The sequence below is a fragment of the Cellulophaga lytica DSM 7489 genome (genome assembly GCF_000190595.1).
Taxonomy (GTDB): Bacteria; Bacteroidota; Bacteroidia; order Flavobacteriales; family Flavobacteriaceae; genus Cellulophaga; species Cellulophaga lytica.
In genome coordinates this window covers 3535945-3558193 of the sequence record NC_015167.1, presented here as the reverse complement: position 1 = coordinate 3558193, position 22249 = coordinate 3535945, and the positions used below count along the sequence as shown (strand labels likewise).

Annotated in this window: 13 protein-coding genes and 1 pseudogene; 1 reads left to right on the top strand and 13 read right to left on the bottom strand. The window is 31.5% G+C overall.

The window, feature by feature from the left end:
* Positions 1-34 precede the first annotated feature (34 nt).
* Positions 35-2773 (top strand): right-handed parallel beta-helix repeat-containing protein, encoded by a 2739-nt coding sequence (locus tag CELLY_RS16795; RefSeq protein WP_013622673.1) that lies wholly within the window; start codon positions 35-37, stop codon positions 2771-2773.
* A gap of 71 nt (positions 2774-2844) precedes the next feature.
* On the opposite strand, the gene CELLY_RS15615 is transcribed toward CELLY_RS16795, so the two are convergent.
* From CELLY_RS15615 to CELLY_RS15560, 13 genes and pseudogenes are all read right to left on the bottom strand, one after another.
* Positions 2845-3858, bottom strand: a complete 1014-nt coding sequence (locus CELLY_RS15615; RefSeq protein WP_013622672.1) for a PQQ-binding-like beta-propeller repeat protein — start codon at positions 3856-3858, stop codon at positions 2845-2847.
* A gap of 2 nt (positions 3859-3860) precedes the next feature.
* Positions 3861-4022, bottom strand: a complete 162-nt coding sequence (locus tag CELLY_RS17175) for a hypothetical protein (RefSeq protein ID WP_013622671.1) — start codon at positions 4020-4022, stop codon at positions 3861-3863.
* Positions 4023-4213: 191 nt separating this feature from the next.
* The gene (locus CELLY_RS15610; protein ID WP_013622669.1) at positions 4214-4903 is read right to left on the bottom strand and encodes a hypothetical protein; all 690 of its coding nucleotides are present in this window, start codon (positions 4901-4903) and stop codon (positions 4214-4216) included.
* A 181-nt stretch (positions 4904-5084) separates the two neighbouring features.
* Positions 5085-5342, bottom strand: coding sequence for a hypothetical protein (locus tag CELLY_RS15600; protein ID WP_013622668.1), 258 nt, complete (start codon positions 5340-5342; stop codon positions 5085-5087).
* A 6-nt stretch (positions 5343-5348) separates the two neighbouring features.
* A complete protein-coding gene (locus CELLY_RS15595; protein ID WP_013622667.1) occupies positions 5349-7721 on the bottom strand; it encodes a TonB-dependent receptor in 2373 nt (790 codons plus the stop codon).
* Between the two features lie 43 nt (positions 7722-7764).
* Positions 7765-8070 (bottom strand): hypothetical protein, encoded by a 306-nt coding sequence (locus CELLY_RS15590; RefSeq protein WP_013622666.1) that lies wholly within the window; start codon positions 8068-8070, stop codon positions 7765-7767.
* 74 nt (positions 8071-8144) lie between these two features.
* Entirely contained in the window at positions 8145-8621 is a 477-nt protein-coding gene (locus CELLY_RS15585) for a hypothetical protein (protein ID WP_013622665.1), read from the bottom strand.
* Between the two features lie 41 nt (positions 8622-8662).
* Positions 8663-8776 (bottom strand): annotated as a pseudogene (locus tag CELLY_RS16940) (transposase); the annotation flags it as partial.
* A gap of 91 nt (positions 8777-8867) precedes the next feature.
* A complete protein-coding gene (locus CELLY_RS15580; protein WP_013622663.1) occupies positions 8868-9638 on the bottom strand; it encodes an immunity 49 family protein in 771 nt (256 codons plus the stop codon).
* A 2-nt stretch (positions 9639-9640) separates the two neighbouring features.
* Complete coding sequence (locus tag CELLY_RS15575) at positions 9641-16375, bottom strand: hypothetical protein (RefSeq protein WP_013622662.1); 6735 nt, start codon at positions 16373-16375, stop codon at positions 9641-9643.
* Between the two features lie 28 nt (positions 16376-16403).
* Complete coding sequence (locus CELLY_RS15570; protein ID WP_013622661.1) at positions 16404-17525, bottom strand: hypothetical protein; 1122 nt, start codon at positions 17523-17525, stop codon at positions 16404-16406.
* A gap of 19 nt (positions 17526-17544) precedes the next feature.
* The gene (locus CELLY_RS15565) at positions 17545-18942 is read right to left on the bottom strand and encodes a PKD domain-containing protein (protein WP_148228913.1); all 1398 of its coding nucleotides are present in this window, start codon (positions 18940-18942) and stop codon (positions 17545-17547) included.
* Positions 18914-22189, bottom strand: coding sequence for a T9SS type A sorting domain-containing protein (locus tag CELLY_RS15560; protein ID WP_013622659.1), 3276 nt, complete (start codon positions 22187-22189; stop codon positions 18914-18916). Before CELLY_RS15560 ends, CELLY_RS15565 begins: the two co-directional genes overlap by 29 nt.
* Positions 22190-22249 lie beyond the last annotated feature (60 nt).

The window sequence follows — 22249 nt, the reverse complement described above, 5'->3', positions numbered from 1 at the left end:
AAATAGTTAAGCGGTTTTTTTAACATTATAAACTATGATATTAATTAAACAACAATTAAAAACCTATTTATTAGGTATGTTTTTAGTATTATGCAGTACAACTGTATTTGCACAAAAAAACTACTATGTAAGTGCCTCTGGTAACGACTCTAATAACGGTACATCTGCCGCTACGCCCTGGAAAACTATAAATAAAGTAAACAGTCAAAAAAGCAAAATTAATGCTGGTGATGTTATTAATTTTAATAAAGGAGATGTGTTTTATGGCTCTTTAGATTTAAAGGGTAAAAAAGGCTCGTCTGGTAAAGCAATAGTTTTAAAAGCATATGGTTCTGGTAATAAACCAATACTTAGGGCAGCAAAAAAAATAAATAACTGGACACGCCATAATGGCAACATTTGGAAAACAAATTTAGCCAAGGTTAATAATGGCAGAATACCATCATTATTTTTAAACAACCAAGCACAACAAATAGGTAGAGAGCCTAATATTAGTGCTGCAAATGGTGGTTACAGAACAATAAAATCTCACGCAGGAAATAATAAATCTATTTCAGAAGCATCAAGTTTACCGTATGCGTCAAACAGGTTTAAAGGAGGTGAAATTACCATTAGAACTACAGATGACAATGTTAAGGTAGAAACTGTGACATCTCATGGAGGTACAACGGTAAATTTTAGTTTATCAGACCCTAGTGCAGGTTTTGAAAACAATATCGAAAACAATTTTGGATACTTTTTTCAGAATCACGTTAATACACTAGACCAAAATGGTGAGTGGGCACATGATACAAACGCTGGTGTTTTGTATTTGTATAGCAATAGCAACCCTAACAATTTAAATGTAGAAATACCAGCAGGGGATGAGGCATTGGCTTTAAATAATACCAATTATATTAAAATTCAGGATTTAAGAGTAGAAGGAGGTTTAAGTCAGACTCTAGCTATTAGCGGTGCTTCTAACTTAACTATTACAAACTGTAATTTTTACAATGGAAATAATTACTTGTCTTTAGGTTTTACCTTAAGCAATATAAAAGTAACAAATACTGTTTTTGAAGAAAGTAATAACGTTGCTATACGTTGGGAGGGTATAAATGGACTAACTTTTACAAATAATAAGGTGCAAAATATAGGTATGCGTACTGGTATGGGTGCGCCAGGTTTTATTGGGTACACAGGAGTTAGGTTTATTAGTAAATCTGGATCTTCTACTAACATTATAGAAAAAAATACAATTAAAGATATAGGCTATCATGCATTAAATTTTGGTGGTGGTAACTTAAAAATTAGGTATAACAATATTAGTAATTATTGCTATACCAAAGATGATGGTGGTGGTATATATTCTGTAGGTAATAAAAACGGAAATAACAGTATTTATAACAATATGGTACATGATTCTCCTGGTGCCATTAGAGGTATACCTGCCGGAAGAGGTGTTAAAACAGCTGGTATTTACATAGATAATGACTCTCAAAACCAGTTAATTTATGAAAATACGGTATATAACATTGTAGGCTGGGGTTTAATGGCAAACCTGTCTAGTAAAAATACAATTAAAGACAATACGGTTTATAATTGTGATAATGGGTTAGTACTATCTACCTATAATAATAGTTTTGGTGCTGGTGGTAGTGTAGCAAAATCAACAAATAATACAGTTACTAATAATATTTTGTTTTGTAAAAAACCAAACCAGTTTTCTGCAAGGTATACCAACCAAATTACAGATGCTGGTTTTAATACTTTTTTAGGAGATGTAAATAGTAATTATTATTGTATGCCCTTTAATGGAAGTAAACAAATTAGTATAAGAGCTGGCAGACAAAATACAGAGTATAACTTAAATGAATTTAAATCAAAATATCCTAATTACGAGAAAAAAGGGAAGGGTGCTCCGGTTACTTTAGCAGCAACAGCAAATCCAAATACTTTTATAAAATTTGTAGTAAATACAACAGGTGTGGCAAAATCTGTAAGTTTAGGATCTACAGATTATGTAGATGCAAAGCATAATAATTACACAGGAAATATAACTGTAGCTCCTTATTCTGCTATTGTATTGTTAAAAGGAAAAGCAGATGCAGGTTCGCCAGTAACCTCTCAGTTAATAGATAATGGAATGTATACTATAGAGTCTGTAACTTCTAACCAAAGATTATTGTCTAGAGCCTTAGAGACATTTAACGCTAAAATGGTAAATCCGGGTAATTATGATGATCAAAAATGGATTTTTACGCATTTAGGTGATAATGTATATACTATAAAAAACAAAGCAAACAATAGATTTTTAGAAGTGCCTTATGCTAAATGTGAAAACGGAATTCAAGTAGCAACTTATACAAGTGCTGCTGGCAAACACCAACAATGGAAAGTTATAGAAAACGGAACTAATGTATACGGCTTATTGCCTAACCACTGCCAAACACAAGGTTTAGACCGTAATAACGGAACACTTAATACCAATGCAATAACTTATACTTATGAAAAAAGAAATGGCAACCAAAAATGGAAAATAGTACCAACAACAGCTAGTTTAAGAAGCAGTGAAGCTGTTTTAACAGTATATCCTAATCCTGCAAGTGAATTAATAAAAGTAGCAGGAGTAAAAGAAGGAGACAAGCTTGTAGTTAGGAATATGAATGGTGTTGTTGTAAAAGAGATGAATGCAACAGCAGAAGAAGCAGTTATTATTTTAGATAATTTAAAAACTGGAATGTATATTATTTCTATACCAGGAACAGAAAGTAAACAGTTTTATAAACAGTAATACTTTAAAAATTAGTAAAATGCCACCTGAATGTACCATTTGGGTGGTTTTTTTGTTTGCTGTTACTCTGCTTACTCTTTACGGCAGGAGCTGGATGATTGTGCTAGAGGGGTAGTTTCTAAAATATGTAAGTCGTTATTAGTGTCTAAACAATAAATTTCATTTCCTTTTATTTGTAGACTTTCCGCTCCACTTTTTAGTGTTGTTTTTTTATCTAGAAAATTAAACTGATGAAAATCAATAATTTCTGTTTTTTCTATGTCAAAAACACCAACATAATTTTTATCTGCAAAAAAATATATTAGATTATTTTCATATTTCGTAGTGTTGATTGAAAGCCAACAAGGTGACTCTTTAGGTATATCACCTAATACTTTTAATTGTGGCTGTAAGTCAACTTTTTTTATAAGTTCTCCTGTTTCCGCATTTAATTCTAAATATGTCCAATGTTTTAAACCTATGAAAATTGGAGAATCTTCTTCTTTTTGATATAGCCCTGACCGTAGTTGAGCATTCGAAAAATAAAACACTTGTTCTGCTTTATCAATATCTACCCCTAAAACACCTCCATTTTCTAAAGTGCAAACTAGAGTGTTTTTATGTATCCCTGAAAATTCTATAATTGAAGATATCTTGTCTTCTACATTGCTCAAATTAAATTGCAATATATACTCTCCACTTAAAATATTATAGCAATAAATAATCCCAGAATTGTAAGAAAAAATTAAATCATTTAAAACTACATCTCCAAATGACGAATTTGCTTCAAACAAACAATTCATTTGTTGTTTATCAAAAATAGCATACCTCCTAGGCTTTTTTGAGTAGGTTAAAAAATACTTATCAGTTACAGTAGATATACGTTGATTTTGAATTAATAAATTACCTGAAAATAAATAGAAAGGCTTATTTAAACTATCAAGAATTATAATTTCATCACTATTAAGTTTAAATGATTTTCTAGCATCATTTATTTCTCCAATTTTTTTACCATCAAGCTCTGTTATATTTCCGTTTATATTTATTAAAATATTCTCTTTAAGTGAAAAAGATACAATTTCAGAGAAAGATTGTTTTATTTTCATAATTAGTAAACTTCAATAAAATTAAAAATTTCGTGATTTTCGGAAATAGTATTACTAGTCATTAAACTCTGAAAATCTTCCCAGTCTTCTATTTTATCTATCCCCGCTAGCGCAAGCGTCACGCTTGTGCCGTTAAACAAACTAAAAGTTTTACTAATAATCATATATCAATATTTAAAATGGTTTGGTCATTTTGGTAATTTCTAGCGCTACTATATTTCCAATCAACAGGATTAGTTACAAAACCAGATTCTACTTTGTATTTTCTGCTCATTTTACTTTTAAATTGTTTTGTTGCTCTGCTTACTCTTTACGGCACGAGCGTGACGCTCGCGCTAGCGGGGTAAATAAAAACTCAATCGATTATGGAATTATTAAAATCTTCATTTTCAAGATAACTTATTAATCTTTGTAATATTTCATAATCTTTTCCATATTTCGTTGCATTTATCTCGACTCCTTTTTTATAAGCACTTAATGCCCATTCTTTAAAATCAATATATTTAGAACTATTACATAATTTCATTATTATAAGAACTTTAAAATTAGTTTGTCCTGGTATATAGTTCGCATATTCTTCTTTTGGTAAGTCATTTAAAATTTTATCATTTACATCTTGAAGGTTATAAAATTTTTCAAAAAATGGTAGAATATAAGAATCTATATAACTTATTATTTCATTTTCAAACTCTTTAATATCTAAGTCTGTTTTAAGGGGAAGGCTTTCTAATTCATCAAATATTTTATTATATTTTTCTTTGTTTTTATACAAATCGTAGTTCACTACAACAGCTTCATAAACATTTGGTCTAAGCTCTATAAATCTACTTAGTATATCTATCACATTAGTAAAAGATATTCTTCCATAAACATTGACAAAACCTTTTGTTGTATCATCAAGTTCAAGAGTTATTTGATAATTACTATGTTTATTTGATTTATAAAAACTTAGACTTCCACTACGCTCTGAATAAGTTGATTCTGTTAATCCTCTATTTTTTAAAATTGGAATTAAAGAATTAAAAATTTGTTTATTAAATTTCATATTAATTTGTTTAACACTCCTGCTTCATTAAATAACTTTATAAAATTACCATTTTTAGTAACAGAGGCTTTCTCTATAAAAGTATCAATACGAGCTCCTTTTATACGTGAACTAGAATTTATTGATTTAATTCCCCGCTATCGAAAGCATCTTGCTTGTGCCGTTAAACAAACTAAAAGTTTTACTTATTTTTACTAAAGTCCCTTATTATTTTATAAATATAATAGCTACTTAAAACAAGTAAAGTTCCTTTACCTAAAAATACACCAAATTTGTTGTTGTGTAGGTATCTTAATATTGCTTCTAACAAACCGGCTCTCCAACTAGAAGGAAATTCCTCCATAGGAGTCCAAAAGTCATAAATATAGTAGAGAAACTCTAAACAGAGTATAGCAAATAAGTTATGTAACAGCTCTTGTGTTTTATCTGAGAGTTTCATTATAACCTATTTCTTAATCTGCTTATGGTATAAATCAGCTAAATAATACTCTAAAAAGTTTACAATGTCTACTTCGGTTTTACCATTGGTGTACATCAAATAAACTTTGTTTATATGCTTGTCTTTAAACGCAGTTAAACGTGTACTATTAATTTCATCCATAATGTCCCAACTACGCATACCTTCTAGCATATTTCTATGGTTGTCAAAACGCTCATTAACAACCTTTAGTTTTTCTACAGAAGCTTTTGTTTTTTTAACTTTAGGGTCGTTATTCTCAGCATTTAAACGTATAAACTCTTTTTCTAGTTTGTAGTCTATATCTTCTGCATCTTTAACCAACTTGTTATAAGCACGTAGTACAAAGTCGTTGTATTTTTCCTGAAAATCTTTAAAATCTTCTAAGGACTTTAAATAGATAATAGCTTGCTCTTTGTAAACGGCATCTTTTTTACCAATAGCCTTAATCATATTATCTGCCAAGCCTCTTAACTCAAGATTTTTATCGTCTGGTATTTTTCCAAAGTTAGGATCTTTGGTTAGTTGTAAAATGGTGTCTGTAATATTGTTGGCATAATCTACGTATTTGTATTTTTTATAATTAATAGTAATAATACTGTCTCTAGTTTTACGTTTTTTGTCTTTTTTACCCCATTTAATTTTAGGTTTTTTAACGTCAAAAGAATAGTTGTAAGAGAAAGTTGCTGTAAATTCTTTTAGACCAGAAACCGTTGGTGTGGTTCTAAAAAGTTGAACTGCATTTAGGCTAAAATTGTGCTTTTCTAATAATATGTAAGACACACCACCTCTAAAGTTAGTTATGTTAGTAGTGCCACCAGTGTTTTCAGTTTTATTGTAGGATGATGCTAAAACCGATTTTAACTTATTGTCAAAAAAGCCTTTTTTAACGCTTAGAGTAGGACCCCAAGTAGTAGCATCTTCACGACCAATGGTATTGTATGTGCCATTTAATGATGGTGTAATATTTAGGTTTAACTCTGTAAAACCAATAGTGTAGGAGGTAGCTATGTTATGAAAAGTAGATGCATCACCAATCCTAACAATTCCACCTTGCTCGTTGGCAATATCACTTACATTGTAGTTTAAATTTATATTCTCTTTTTTTGTTTTAGAGCTCGATAAAATATAGTTGATATTTAAATTTGCATTCTGCGATATCTGCTTGTAGTTTAAAGAATCAGTAGCATTGTCTAGTAAATTATCATCGTTAATATCATCAAACTGATTGGTTCTAACGTTGGTATAAGTACTAAAGTTAGAGTAGGAACCAGTAAATGTTAAACGCTCTGATGCCGTATACGTTGCATTTGCAGCACCAACAAATCTGCTTGTAGGGTTTGCTTTTTGATCGTCTAAATCATCTCTCTGAAAACCGACATTAAAGCTTAAATTAACTTTGTTGTTAAATAGTGGTCTAGATAAGTTTAGTGTAATATTCTCAAAATCGTTATTAAAAAAATAAGCACCTAAAGTCTCGTAACCAGGATCTACACGCTCATAATTAACACCAAGGTTAGCTTGGTAAAACGAGTAATTTACACCTAATTTATACGCATTGTAATATTCTGTAGAAGCTCGGTTTTTAAAAAAGCTTCCCAACAAACCTTTTTTACCGCTAGAGGTCTCTTGTGCTCTAGTATCTTGTGTTATGGCAGTTGTAGCATATTCTGCACGTAGCTCTAAGTTTTTAGATAGGTCTACACTACCTTCAAAACCAAGAACAAGGTTTTCTTTAGGTAACACACCTTCTTCATCTGGGTTAATATCAATAGAGTTTTCTCTGTCCGATGCATAAAACGTAGACACACCTACACTATATTTATCTTGCTCAAACACCGTTTTAAACCCATAACCCATTCTTTGGTATGCAACAACAGCACGCTCATCTTCTACAGGCTCTGTGGCCTTTAAAAGCCGTCCATACATTGCACTAAATGTAAAACCTTTGCTAGGTGTTAGTTCTACACCACCACCAGTAAATTGGTGTCCGCTTAACGTATAGGGAGAAAATGTCATATTTACATCTCCAATGTGTGCAGTAATCCACTTGTATTTAGGGTGTAAGCTTAGTCTGTTAAAATTAAAAGGCAATTGGTAGCCTAGTTTTTCACCCTGGTTAGAGTAGCTATAACTAACAGGAATAGAAAAATTATAGTAACTAAAATTTAAATTACCTTGTGCGTAGTACGTAAAAGGTTCTCTGTTATTTCTTTGGTTACTACTGTAAAATACAGAACTAGCGGAAATACCTCCGCCTACTTTAAAAGGCGAAGATTTTCCAAAAGTTTCTAAATCTACACTTTGCGATATGGCAAGTGTAGGTAGTAGTATAAAAAGTGAAAGTAATAGGTTTTTCAAGAAAAAAGTTGGTTGGTGTTTATAGTAGTTGTAAAAACAAGAATTATAGTTTTTCTCTTAAAATATGGTTTATAGCCATAGCTTTTAAAACTTCTTCTTTGGTTTTTAACTTGTCTAGTTTGTCGCTTTCTTCTTTTCTAAAAGGAACGTATGTTTTGTAATTATAGGTTACGTATGATGCCAAAGGCACTCTTTTAGCATTTAATAAGTATGTTTTTTTATAGGAAGTGTTATTTAGTAATTGACTATACTCATACACACCGTAACCAATTAATAATGGCTCACTATCTGGGTTTTCTTCTGTAGCAGTATTTTGGTAAATTTCTAACTCATTAGCAGTAACTACCATAGTACTTTTAATACTACGTGTTTGTTTAGGAGCATAGGTTTTTATAAAAATATCACGATTTTCAAAGTCTCTTTCTACTTTGTAGCCAATGTGTTTTTTAAGCTCTTTTCTTTGTTTTGTAGCTCTACCAATTTTGTTGGTATTTTGGTAGATTTTGCAATTAAATTAGGAATATTAGCTTCATTATAGCCATTACTATTTAAAAAGCCAGCTTCTACTAAGTACTTTACAATTCTTTTTTGCGTAATGTAAAAGCCTTTTTCTACTATAGCAAGTGTGTCTTGTATTTTGTCTCCTGTAACCACGTGGTAGTCTGTAGTTTCATCATCATGAAATAAGATAGACTTGTAAACAAAAGTTTTTACTTTAAAAAGCGGATTACCATCTACGTTTGATATTTGGTAGTATTTAGGTTTTTCTGTTTTTACCTTTTCTATGTTTGCAATTTTCACTTTATCTAAAAATATCTCTCCTTTTTTTTCTTTTATTTTTTGTGCGGTAGCACCAAGAGATACTAAAAATAATGAGGCAATAAGCAATTGTTTTTTCATAGTTATATGTAATTTATTTGGGTGATTTTTATTGTTGATTCTTCTTCTAATACATTAAAATAAGTTTGTCTGGTAAATACATCTATCCAATAAACAGTAGCAAAGCTTACAAAGTAAGCTGCCGTTGGATTATTAAATTTGTATTTTCTGCTCATTTTACTTTTTTCTTCTTATTTATGCTCCTTTGCTTACTCTTTACGGCACGAGCGTGACGCTCGCGCTAGCGGGGGGATTTTTTTGTTTTATTTATTCTTGTCTTAAAAAATTATAAGGTATTTCATAATTATCTAAAGGCTCAATTGGTAATATTTCTTTTGGAATGAGTGGAGAGTTAACTTCAACTTCAATACCTAAACGCCAAGCTAATTTTGCATAACCTAATGCAGGTTGCGAAACATATTGAGCTAAGACATCATTAGTATTTCTTTTCTTATGAATTTTAGGACTTACCAACTGCTCTAAAAGTTCCTCACATTTAGATTTATCTTTTGACAAAAGAGCTTTATAAAAATCATAATCGATTTTTAATTCTTGTTTATTCTTTGGTAGTTTAGAGAGCGTTAAAGTTTCAATGATATTTAGATTTCTTTCAATCCCTTGGACATCATTAGCCATAAAAAATTGGACTGTATTACACCAAACAGCATCTTTTCCTTTTAACACGTTTTCATCCATACTGGGCATTCGCCCCCAGGCATTATATCTTAATTTCGAATACGTCTTAATTAAAATTTCATTATCGCTCAAAATAGGGTAGACAATATAAGGAAGTCCAAAATCAAATAATGTATCATTAAATTTTTCAACTCTCATTTTGTCAAGAAGTGATGCTATATAAAAATGTAGTTTACTTTGCATATAATCTTTATCATTAATTGATTTGACAGCTAAGTCCACCTCCAAGAATCTAAAATTCAAACCCATTGGCTTTAAATTTCTCTCATCATCACTAATATGTTGAATCCAAATATCAGTACTCTTTAATTTATCAGAAATTCTATCGTTAATTGTTATCATATTTAAAAGTCTCCTAATTTTAAGAAATTAATCTCTCCAGTACCTTTATCTACAGCTACAACATATTTTTGAATAAATCCGGCTGGAGAGTTCTGAATTGCTGTTGCTGTTTGCTTTTGTAGTCCTTTTAGTTCATTTAATTTTTCATCTGCAATATACCTTATCCAGTCCTCTTTCATTTGAGATGGTAAACCAGTTGAACTATTTCCATTATTTAATTTTACAGAACCATCAATTTTAAATTGCTTACTGTCAATCACAATTATTTCACTTGGGTTAGTTATATCTCCTTTATAGAAAAAGCCATCAAGTCCATTTCTTGCAGTTTCATAATCACCATAATATCTTCCATTACCAACTTTATAACCATTGGCTGTCATAATATCTTCAACGAGTCCTTCTGTTATTTTTCCAGATTGATCCCCATTAGCTATAATATTATCTACTTTAGTTTTTATACTTGTACCAGATTTAGGAGATACTTTATAAGCATCATCCCAAAAGCTTTTAGGTAAGTTAGTTAAAGAACTATTATCAATACCTGGAGTTTTTACAAGAGTATTTTTGAATTTAGAAACATCAATAACACTATCCACCGCATCAGCAGCATCACTAGCCCTTCTAAATTGAATTGTTACATTATTATCAGTATTTATTAATATTTCAGGTTCCGCATCAAAATTATTTCGTTTAATAGTTTTTCCAGAAGGTGTTAAAAAAGCAGCTTCTTTTGGAGAAACAGGTGGAATTGCGTCTGTTCCATTTATAAGTTTTTTAAAAACAGTAAGGTTAGCAGGTTCACCACCAATATAGCGGCTAGATGCTATATACTCTTCTTTTATAATTTTTGTTTCTGGATGATTGGCTAAACCTTTTGCATAAATTTCAGAAGCTACCCCTTGTTTTTGTAAGTATGGAGGAACGTTTAAGTCAAACTCAATTGTTTTTGTTGCTTGGGTATAACTAGAGCTTGCAACACCTAAATCTACATCATCTAAAAACTTAACTTTATAATATTTGCCTGTATATTCAATATTTGTCCATAGTCTATTGTTAACACCTGCAGAGCTAGTTTTCCAAGTTTTATAACTCCCACCAATTAATTCAGAAACTTCATCTAGGTTTTCTAAGTCTATTTTTATAGCATCATCAACTCCTATATCGTCTAAAACAAACCACGCTTCTGCTGATTTTGGTTTATTATTTAGAGCAACAAGTGATTCAGGTAATTCTGAAAATTTATCTGCAAACCTAGCTAGTTTCTCAGGATCATCTATGTTTGATAATGTTGTTTTTAGCTTAGTAAGGTCTTTTTCTTTTAATAATTTTAAAAAGTTTGTAACTTCAATACTTGATGTTCCTGCTGAACTTGTTCCAATTATTGAAGGCTTTAGGTAAAATTGTCCTGGACTTGAAATAAGTTCAATAACTTCTAAATCTCCAGATTTTAATATATTATTAGAACTATTGTAGAAAACATCGTTAATTGATCCTACTGTTCTAATACTTTCTGTTTTAGTTGTTCCAGGTAACCATCTTATAGAACTTATAGTTGGTTTAATTATAGAACCTTCAACAAAAGTAACATTTGCAACAGAAGAAGATTGATTACCTCTAAAAATTTTTAAATAGGGGTTATATGCGCTAACTGATGTTTCTACCCCCATACTGATGTTTGTAGAGGTAAACTTTGAATTAGAAATTTGCAATCTTGCATCTATAAGATTTCTAGCTAGAGATCTTGATACATAAGCTGTCTTGTTAAACCTTGAAGTTTTTATAACTCCAATTATTAAATTATCTATTAGTTTTAATTCGTTAGCTTTTTGAACATTAGAAAGTTTTTTAAACTTGATAATATAATTATCTAAAAATTTTGGATTTACAACAAATTTTGAAAACTTATTTAATGTTTTTGTATTTTCAACAAAAGTTAAGAAATTTTTTGTTCCATTAGACAATAAAGCAGAAGTAGATGTAACAGCTCTAGGTATATTAGCAATATTGTATATGTTATAAATAGCTTCCCAGGCTTTTGCAACTTCAGGATCAATGTTTTCAGAACTTTCATTAACTACTGTAAAGACAAAATCTGTTCCAAAAATAGCAAGGTCCATAGCAAGTAAAGGAGTTGTAGCTCCACCCGATGCAATTATACTCGCAACAACTAATCCATCCGCAGCTACTCTAATTATTACTTGATTTTGTTCGGAATCAATAGATGAATCTAACCAATGTAGAAATATTGCAGGAACAGTAGCTAATTGGTCTTTCTTTAGAATGATATTACCATTTAATTTTATGTCTTCTCTTACAACTAAGGTTATGGTTCTAAATGGGCCAAGTTTTGAGTTATATAGTTCCTTTCCACTTGTCAAAAAATAGGTCCAATAATCATCAAGCTTATTAAAGTTAATATAATTTGTATTTGCCTTAATATTAATTAAACCATCAATTTCACTAGTTTCCAGAGAATAATCAAACTCAGATTTTAATCCACCTGGTGAAATATCAAATGAAAAATCTACTACGCTTAGCGCATTTGCTCGCCAAATAGGAAGTAATTTATATTTATTTAAATCACAATCACCATTAACTACATCTTTACATTTTTCAATAAATTCATCATAATTTTTTTTAGCAGTATCCTTTTTTTCTTGTGTAATTAAATTAGTATTTAAATACTCTATTAAAACAGCTCTTTGTTTAAAATCTAAAACGTCCCAAACTCGCCAAAATAACTTGTAATTGCTTAATTTTAAATTGTTAAGCATTTTTTCAACATTAGTTTCGTTTATGATTAAATAAAGTAATATTTCCTCTGTCTTATCATTCGGTTCATTCTTAAACGATAAAGTATTTATAGCCGATATTCTATCCGTAAAAGGTATACTCTCCCATAAACAAAATACATCATCATATTGATTTAATAATTCAGAACTAGATATATTCTTTATTTTGTCAAGAACTAAACCTGTTTCCCAATGAGTAGTACCAAATCTTAACTTATATGAGTTAACATTTGAAGTAGATATCTGTTCAGGGGTATATTTTTTTAGAAAATTATAAAGTTTATATCCTCCATCGAAAGATGAGGGATAGGAAGTAGCTAAATTTTTAAATTCCTCTACGTGTTTTTTTAACTCTGTAAAACCATTTATATTTTTATCTTTCCATTCATTTACTACAGCATAATGAAATTTATCAGTATTAATATTTTCATCATAAAAGAATAATGGAACACCATTGGTAAAGCATCCAATTAAATTCTTATTTTTTTGTAATTGTGTTGCATATATAAAAGCATATGCTATATCTGTAAAGTTATTATCAGAACAAAGACAATACTCACTATTTAAAAAATCAATTACATCATCATCAAACATTGGTTTAAATGTAGCAGAGACATAAGCTATGTTTTCATCAGTTATTCTGTTAAAATCGAAGTTATTTATAATTTCATCATAAGCCATTAAAGAACCTTGACCATTATAACTACCATTGATTTCACTAAAGTCAAAATCATTAAAATATCCCTCCATTAGCATTACCTTGAAGACAACGTTATTATTAGCAATGCAAGGAAGACCAACTATAGCATTTACATTTTCTTTATTTGAAAAACTATCAATATATTTACTATTTACATCACAGTTACTTCCTTTTTTAAAATATCCTGAAAAATTTGAACTATTACATGAGGCGCAAAAAGAAAATGTGTCTTCTTGTATGGTGAATCCTCGTATAGAACCAAAAGGTTCAATTCTAAACTCATCACTACAATTTTTTAAATTTAAATCATCACCAATACTAAATGTTACGGATGAAGTATTATCAGGAAGCGAGATTGGCTTTCCTGACATTGAAATAAATGTATATGATCCATCTGAGTTTTTAAATTTATCCAAATATTCCATATTTGAGACAGTCACATGCTCCCCATCCTCTTCATCTTGAAAAATATAGAACTTTAAATTTGGGTTGTGTATTTGTGCCCAGTCCATATGGCTTAAAAGGTCACCGTTGGCATAGTCCATAAGCCAAGGAGTTTTTCCTTTTATATCATCTCCATAAGTTGTAAAAGGGTGTTGTAAGGCAAAAATACCGTGAGCAACTTCATGCGCTGTTACTTTTGCTAAATCTTCTTTTCCTTCCTCAGTAGCATCTAATCCGCCATTAAATACAAAACCAAACTGGCGTTTTAGTGGCATAAAACCAGCTATAGATTTAGTTGTAATAAAGTTAGAATTAAATGTAAAGACGTAGTATTTATCTTTTTGGTAGTCTATTTTTTGTTTTAAATCTGCTATAATGGCTTTTTGCTCTTGGTTATAGGTGTTTAACCAAGGTTTGTCTCCAATTTCTAATTTATTATCGGCTCCTAATAAGCCATTAGTTAAAGAAACACTTTTAGTTTCTATGTTAAGCGTAGTTGCTGCTTGGTTAAAAATTGTATTTAACTCTATTGCTGTAGGTAGCTGTGCACCGTTTACAGAAACGAGCACAACGTCTACAGTTTTTCTAGATAAATGCCACAAATTAAAGGCACCAGCTGTTTGCTGCTTGGTAGTATCTTGTTTAGATTTTACAACAGCGTAAATAGGTTCGTTCTCAAAAGTATACCTTCCTTGTACACTTAAGTTAACAGTGTTGTTGGTAGCTTTTGTATGCGTTAATAACTCTCCTTGTTTGGTCTTAAAAATAAGATCATCAATGGTGTAGTCTGAGTTAGATATACTAACCGTTGCTGTAATTAAAGAAGATTTGTTTTTTTCTGCTACGTGGTTTACAATCTCATAATTGGCACCTTGAGCATCTTTTATACTTTTGTATTCTTCATTTAACTTGGTGTTATTTATTCCGCTTGGTAATTTGTCATAACCGTAAGTACCTCTAGAATTAAAAGTTACAGTAATACCTTTGGCAGTTAAAGACTCTATGTCTCCGTTTTTGGTTACACCTTCTACATTATCTGCATTTACAGGTCCACCTTCGTCTATTTTACCACCTTTTGTTACATTACCTTCTGCATCTACGTGGTAAGTGTTGCCTGCACTATCTACAATAACTTTATCATCACCTAAAGGAGAAGTTCTTACCTGTGCATCATTAGGGTTTCTAATAACAACTTGTCCGTCTTCAACAGTAATGTAATCTTCAAAATAATCTGGAGGTATAACAAAGTTTACGTTTAATTCATCAATATCATTATCACCTTCAATAAGTTCTGTCAACTCAGATACATCAGACATACCAGCACCACCGGTAGTAGCAAACTTTTCATCATACTCCGTTTCTACAATACCATTGGTTAATTGCTTGTCTGTATTTATTTTTATGTTGTTAAAAGTAACCCTTATTTGTGTGTCTCCTAAGTAAGGTACTACAATAAAGCCCCAACCTGTGTAATTGCCATTGCCGCCATTTACTTCTTTTACAGTTACAGGAAAATCACCTGCTGTAAAAACATCATTAACGCCTAGTAGCTGTAGTGGGTCTTGGTTGGTAATTACAATTTCTGGTGGTATGCCGCAATTGTACTCACTAGCATCTTCTTTGCCAGGCGTAGTAAAGGTGTTTATAGCCGAGTAGCTGTAGCCTCCGTTTTGTACACATTGGCCACCAACTCTATATTCATACGTAGTTTCTGCTTCTAAAAAGAATAATTTCTTTTTAGTTTCAACAGTTTCAGACTCAAACCACACATTATTACTGCCACCTTCTTTTCTAAATTGTATTTGGTAGTTAATATGGTCTGGGTTTTGTTGCCACGTAATTTCTTCTGTGGTTGTACCTTCAGACTTTGCTAAAATATACTGTGGAGCATCGCACTTGCCAGTATAGGTAAAGTAAAAAATTTCGCTATAACCACCATTTTTAAATACAGCAGTTTCACTAATGCCATCGCTAACAACAGCACGCACACGCCAGCCGTATGTTTTGCCTTCTAACAAACTAGTTTCTCCTGGGCCGTAGAGTAGGGTATTGGCAAAACCTGTAGTTTGGTATAAGTTAGGTGAAGCTAAAAAAGCTGCTTGTGGGTCTACGTTAGTATCCCAAAGTTCACGAAGCTCAAACTCATACTCCACACCAGTTGCATTTACGTGTCTTGGTGTCCATTGAAAAATAATATTTTGAGGGTCTCTAGCTGGTACTTGTTCTCCGTTTTGTGGTAAATTTAAAAAAGGAGGATCGTTAAGTACTAAGTAAACAGGATAGCATTTTTTTTCTGATAAAGGTCTCCCTGTTGTCCAGTCAAAAACCTCAAAACAAAACTGATACAGGCCATCTGGTAGCGGTTTGCTGTATTCACTAGGTGTAATACCATCTAAGTTTTGTAAGTCAAAATACGGTTGTAAATCTAGGTTAGATAAACGCAACGGAATACCACCAGTTAATTGTATTGGAGCAGCATTTTGTACAAAATCTTTAGATTGTATGTTTACACTGTTGCCAGAGATAGAAAATCGTAAACGGACTTGTAAGTCGGACTCATTAACATCTGTTAAAAGCAAGTTTACCAGTAGTTTTTCTGTGGTAGAAGTGCTGTAGTCAGACAGTTTTAAACTGTAAGGAGGTGTTAACTGTGGGGATACTTGTACGGGGAATAATTGAGAATGAGTAAACTGTACAGATACTACTGTAAAAAAGAAACATATAAGCCATTGCCTTTTTGCAAAAGACGACATTACTCTTGCAGAAAGAGACTTAAATAATATACCTGATAATTTACTCATTTTCAATTTTTAAAAAGTTATAAGACTTTTATTCTGTTATTTCAAACTCAAATGTATTTGTCTCAAAATAGTCGCCATTTTCTAAAGCATAATTTGCTTTAATAGAGTAGTTACCTGCAACTAAGCCTTGACTTTCATCTTTTATAAATTCTACATATAAGCTAGAAGCTTCTAGACCATTATGAACAACTCCTTGGTAAGTTTCTAAGCGACTGGTATAAAACCTGTTGCAGTCATCAGCTAAATCATCTGACAAAATAAGTTCTGCATTATTGTCTAAGTTTTTTATAATGATACTTTTTTTAGGTTTGTTTTCTTGTAGAAAAGTGTAATCATATAAAACACCTTCAAAATTAATATAATATGCTTTTTTAGTATTACATTTTCTACTTGTTATAGAAGATTGTTTTAGTACTTTATTTAATGCTATTTTAGAGTTAAATACTATAAAATTTGGATCAAAATTACGGCCATTGCTTAGTGGACTGTAAACTTTATTGAGCCTATTTGTGTTAGTACCATAATATAATTCATAATTTTTGGTATAGGAATAATTTAATGGTAGCGCTTCTTTGGGTATGGTAAAAGAAAAAATAGATCCGTTTTTAGTAACATCCAATTCTATAAATTCTTTCATTGAGTAATCGTCATTATTTGGTATATATGTAGCCAGATATAGCTTTGTAATTCCTAAATCATTTTTTCCTTTAGTTATTTTAAAAGTAATTTCTTCACCTACACTAGTAAAAATATGATTAGTTGCAACTACATTTATAAATTCGATAGCCTCGAAAGCCTCAGTAGTAAACTCAACCGTATTGTACGGAGTGGTATCTCCATTTGGTTGAAAAACAGCCACCTCATAAGTAGTGGAGTAATCTAAACCTGTTATTATTCTGCCTCCATTAAAAGCAATATTGTAATCAATATCATATTTTTCTTCGCCTTTAATTCGTTTTCCCCAAGCAAGTTTATAATCGGGATCATCGTCTAGGTCACCTGTATAATCTATTTCAGCACTTGTACCTGCAACATTAACAACAGTGATTGCTCCATTAGGGTCAACTGGGTAGTCCTCGTCTTTAGTACAAGATGTCTGTATTAAAGCAAAAAGCATTAAAAATAATAGTATTGTTTTGTTGTTTTTCATTTTTATATTTGATTAAAGGTTATTTTTTCTGTATTTTAATATCGGTTAGTACGTAAGAGTTTTGTCCGTCTTTTACATATTCTTTTATTTTTATAGCACCATTTCTACCATCTGCAGTAGTAAACAATACAATTCTAGGTACTGTAGCATCTGTAAAATGCTGCGATCCTCCGTTTGTTTCTGTAACGCTTAAACTGCTTAAAACGCTATCGTCTACCATAGCATCAAACTCTACTACAGTTAGTAATGTAGAGCAGCCACATTGTTCTTGAGAATTTATAATACGTGTGTTTTGTGCATTTGCTAATGCAGGAAACGTAGTAGTACTTAAATCGTCTGGAGAAACAAACTTGTTAAAAGTAAAATCTTCGCCCAAGCCAAAAAATACAATATCTATTAAGCTGCCATCTATAGCGCCTAGTTCTTCTTTAGTATAAATTTCTCTGGTTGTGGCAGAATAAAAAGCACCTATAGTATTGTTGTTATGTGCAGTGTTAATTCCGAATTTTATATCCGTTAAAGTTCTAATATTAGTATCGGCTAAAAGTTCTATAGTTTTAGAAATAGATTTTGATTCTTTGCCGTTAGAAACTGTTAACGTAAGCGTTTGTGTGCCTTCTACGTTAAAAGTAACAGTTGGGTTTTCTTCTGTACTAGTTGATGGTGTAGCATTAGTAAAGGTCCAGTTGTAGGTTAAAACACCTGTACTATTGTTTTGCATTGTAAGGGTTACTGGAATTTGAAGATCATCATCCTGAAAAGTAACTTCCCAATCAAAGTTAGCCAATAACCCATCTGCAACGGTTATTGTTTTTTCTAGTTGATGGGTTTCTTTACCGTTACCAACCACTAATGTTATAAGATGATCGCCAGGTTCATTAAAAACTACTGTTCCTGGTTGTTCCTCTGTTGAAGTTTCTGGAGTACCACCTGCAAACGTCCAATTATAAGTTGTAGCTCCTTTTGTGTTATTAGTTATTACAACTGATGCAGGCGCAAAATTATTAGTTTGTATTTCGGCATCAAAAGCAACTTCTACAGCAGCATCTATACTAAAAGTAATTTCTTTACTATCTGCAGAGCCATCTTTGTTTGATGCGTCTAAACGTATGGTATATTCTCCTTTATTGTTGTAGACTAAAGCACCAGGGTTTCTATCTGTGCTAGATTCCCTATCCGCTCCTACAAAAGACCAAGAGTAGGCGTCTGCGCCAACAGTTTTGTTTAAAACTTTAACCGTAACAGGTATAGAATAATCTTCATTAATTATAGCAATTTCAAAATCTATAACTACTGGTACAGCTTGCTCTTGCGTACAACCAGTATACAAAAGTAAAATTGCAATTAAATTACAATAGTAAAGCGCTATTTTTTTAGAGTTAAGCATACTAGTTAATAATAATTTTTCTGATTTCACTCCCTTTAGCAGTTTCTAACAAAAGAACATATGTTCCAGAAGCTAATGTTGTACCATATTCTAGATTAAAATTAACAGCAGCTTTTTCTTTACGCTCGTTTACCAAACCTTGAGACGCCATACTAAATATTTTAAGTGAAATAGGGCTAGCCTCAGAAAGTAAAATATCTACATAAAATTGGCCACTAGAAGGGTTAGGATATATTTTAAACTCTTGAATGAAAGGCGTTTCAGCATCGCCAATATCTGGAATGTTTTCTGCTTCGCCAATAATAATAGTTTTCATATAGTCTAAGAAACAAGTTCCTTGGTTAGAGCGTAGCAATATATCATAAGAACCAGGTTCATCAAACAAAAGAATAACATTTTCATCTGTTTTAGCAATAATTACAGCTTCCTCTGGTAAAAACCATTCTACTTTATCGCCTATAGGTTCACTAATATTTACCAAAGCTAATTCTTCACCAGCAAAAGCCTGAGTACTTACAATAAAGTGAGCATCTATTGGCGTATCTGATACTGTAATTACAATACTATCACCACCATTACAACCAAGTAAAGTTGTAACTTCTACAGTATAAGTGCCAGCTTCTGTAACTTCAATGCTAGGCTTTGTACTTGTAAATCCGTTATCTGATGTCCATAAATATGTGGTGCCACTACCTTGGTATGTTGCATCTAAAACAACACTTTGTCCGCCACAAAGTAATCTGTCTTCTCCTAAGCTAATTAAATCTGGACTAGGATTTTCTAATGTAATTTCTACTGTTTCTGAACATAAATTAGCGTCTGAAACTGTAATGGTATATGTACCTGCGGTTAAGTTGTTGGCGTAAAAACCAGTCTGACTAGGTATAACATTACCATCTTTAAGCCAATTATAGGTGTAATCTTCTAACCCTCCACTAATACCTAAAGATATTACACCGTCTGATCCGTTGTTACAAACAGGATCGTTTTCTTCTAAAATAGCAACTTGGAGTGGGTTAGGAGCATCAATTATAACTTGACTCGTAGCCTGACACCCTTTTTCATCTGTAACAAAAAGAAGGTAAGTTCCTTTTTCAAGATTTTCAATTCTAGGTTCTGTAGAACCGTTAGACCAGTTTAATGTATACGAACCAGTTCCACCAGTGATTGTAGCTTCTGCCCAACCTTCAGTGCCATCAGAACATAATAAATCTCCTTTGGTGAAAGTAATTACAAAAGGTTCAGGATCTAGTAAGTCGTGAATAACATCCGTCTCATTAACCAAACTATTGTTTACATAATTGCCAATAACAATACCGTTTGCATCTCTAATATTTACTGAGTAACGAGCAGCAGTTAAATTGCTAATAATACTATCTTTTTCTTCTGTAAGTACTTGAAAAACTCCGTTTTCATCTTCTTTTTTCCAAGTATAATAATATGGTAATCCACTATTTGCTAAAGCATCTAATTTAATACCACCTGTAGCGTGAGCAACTAATTGTCCGTCTCCAACAGGATTGTTAAACTCATTTAAACTGTTACAAGAAACAGGGTTTGTTTCTTCAATAGTAAGTAGTAATTCATCAGGATCTTCTATAGAAAAATCTCCTTCAGCAAAACAAGTAGTTTTTTGTGTTGCTTGCGTATGGTTAGCATCTGTTACAGTTAAAGTATATGTGCCTTCTCCAATATTGTTTAAAGTAAAAGTTTGACTTTCTTCAACTGCATCATATGGAGAACTAGAAACAGTTGTAACTTCAACTCCAGTATTTTTATTCGTCCATACTACATTATAAGGTGCTGTACCACCAGTAACTACAGCAATAATACGGCCATCAGTGAAGCCATTTGCGGTAGCGTCGTTACTATCTTTTAATCTGTCAATTGTTACTGGTAAAAATTTTAAAGCTAATATGTTGTTAGGTTCTTTAATTAATTGTTCTAAAGTTAAATCGGTATCATGATCGGGAGTATCATTACCATCCTCATCAGGTACTAATTCTTTTGCCACACATTGGTTGCCATCTCTAACCTTAATTTTATTGAGTCCTGCAGATAAGTCACTAACCGTATGTGTATAAGTATGATCAAAATTAACCCAATCTTCAATAGTACCATCTGGTCTTGTTAGTTGGTATTGATAATTACCATTTGTACCACCTTCTGCTGTAATTAAAACGGTACCATCTTGTCCATCTTTACAGTATACTTTGGTTGCATCTGTAAGAGTAAATTGCACAAAATCAGGTTCATAAACTTTAAAATCAATTTTATGATTATCACCATCAGCAAAAATGGTAGTACCACCAACAAACTCAATACGAAAACCATCATTAGTACTTCCTGGTAAACCTGCTATAGTTAATCTGTTATTAACAATATCATTAGCAGTAATATTATTAAATTTTGGGTCAATATCTATTTTAGCATATAATGGCTCTCCAGTTTCATCAGTACCTGTTTGAACAGATAAGTCTGATAATTGCAAAGCAAAACTTTCCCCAGGTTCTAAATTTTTATCAAAAACAAGTGTTACTTCAGCATCTTTTTCGCCATTACAACGTAAACCAGTATTATTTTCAATAGCTGTGATGTGTGGTGCAGATGGGAGTATGTCATAATAAATATCATTTTGAGAATATACCCCTGCGCAAGTTTCAATAGTAAATATTATTTTTTTTCCTATATCTTCAGGTTTTAAAAAACTATTAGGAGTAATAGAAAAAGATTTTTTTCCTTTAGTAAATGCTGGCATATTAAGCCATGCTGTATCTTTAGCATCAGTATCTTTTTCAACAACTTGATACTTCCAATTGTAAAGCGAAGTAGGAAAACCAGTAGAGTTATCTTCTACTTTTACTTCAAATTCATCTTCCCAGCCAATTGATTTTTGTAGATTAGAATTATATATTTTAAAAATAGGTTCTACAGAGTAGTTGAAGCTTAAGTTTGGATTTAAACCTCCATCATCATCAATCCATAAATATTTTTTTTGATTCAAACAACCAGAATTTATAATAAGATTATCATTTATATTAACATCTGAGGCAGGTCTAAAGTTAACAAACATATAAACATTAATATGGCTAGGCCGTTTATACCTTATCAATGGTTTTATACTAAAGTTATTTTCAGATGTATTATCCCTTATGTCTCTATAATACAATTGTTCAATATCGCCATTAGCATAATGAAGAGTTATATTCAGGTTTGATGAAGTACTATTTTTAACATTTCTATCGGCTTTGTATGTTAAGTTAGTAAAATTTATCACATAACTTTCTTGGGCATTACATAGCTTTACGAAACTGAATAACACTAGAATAATGCATAA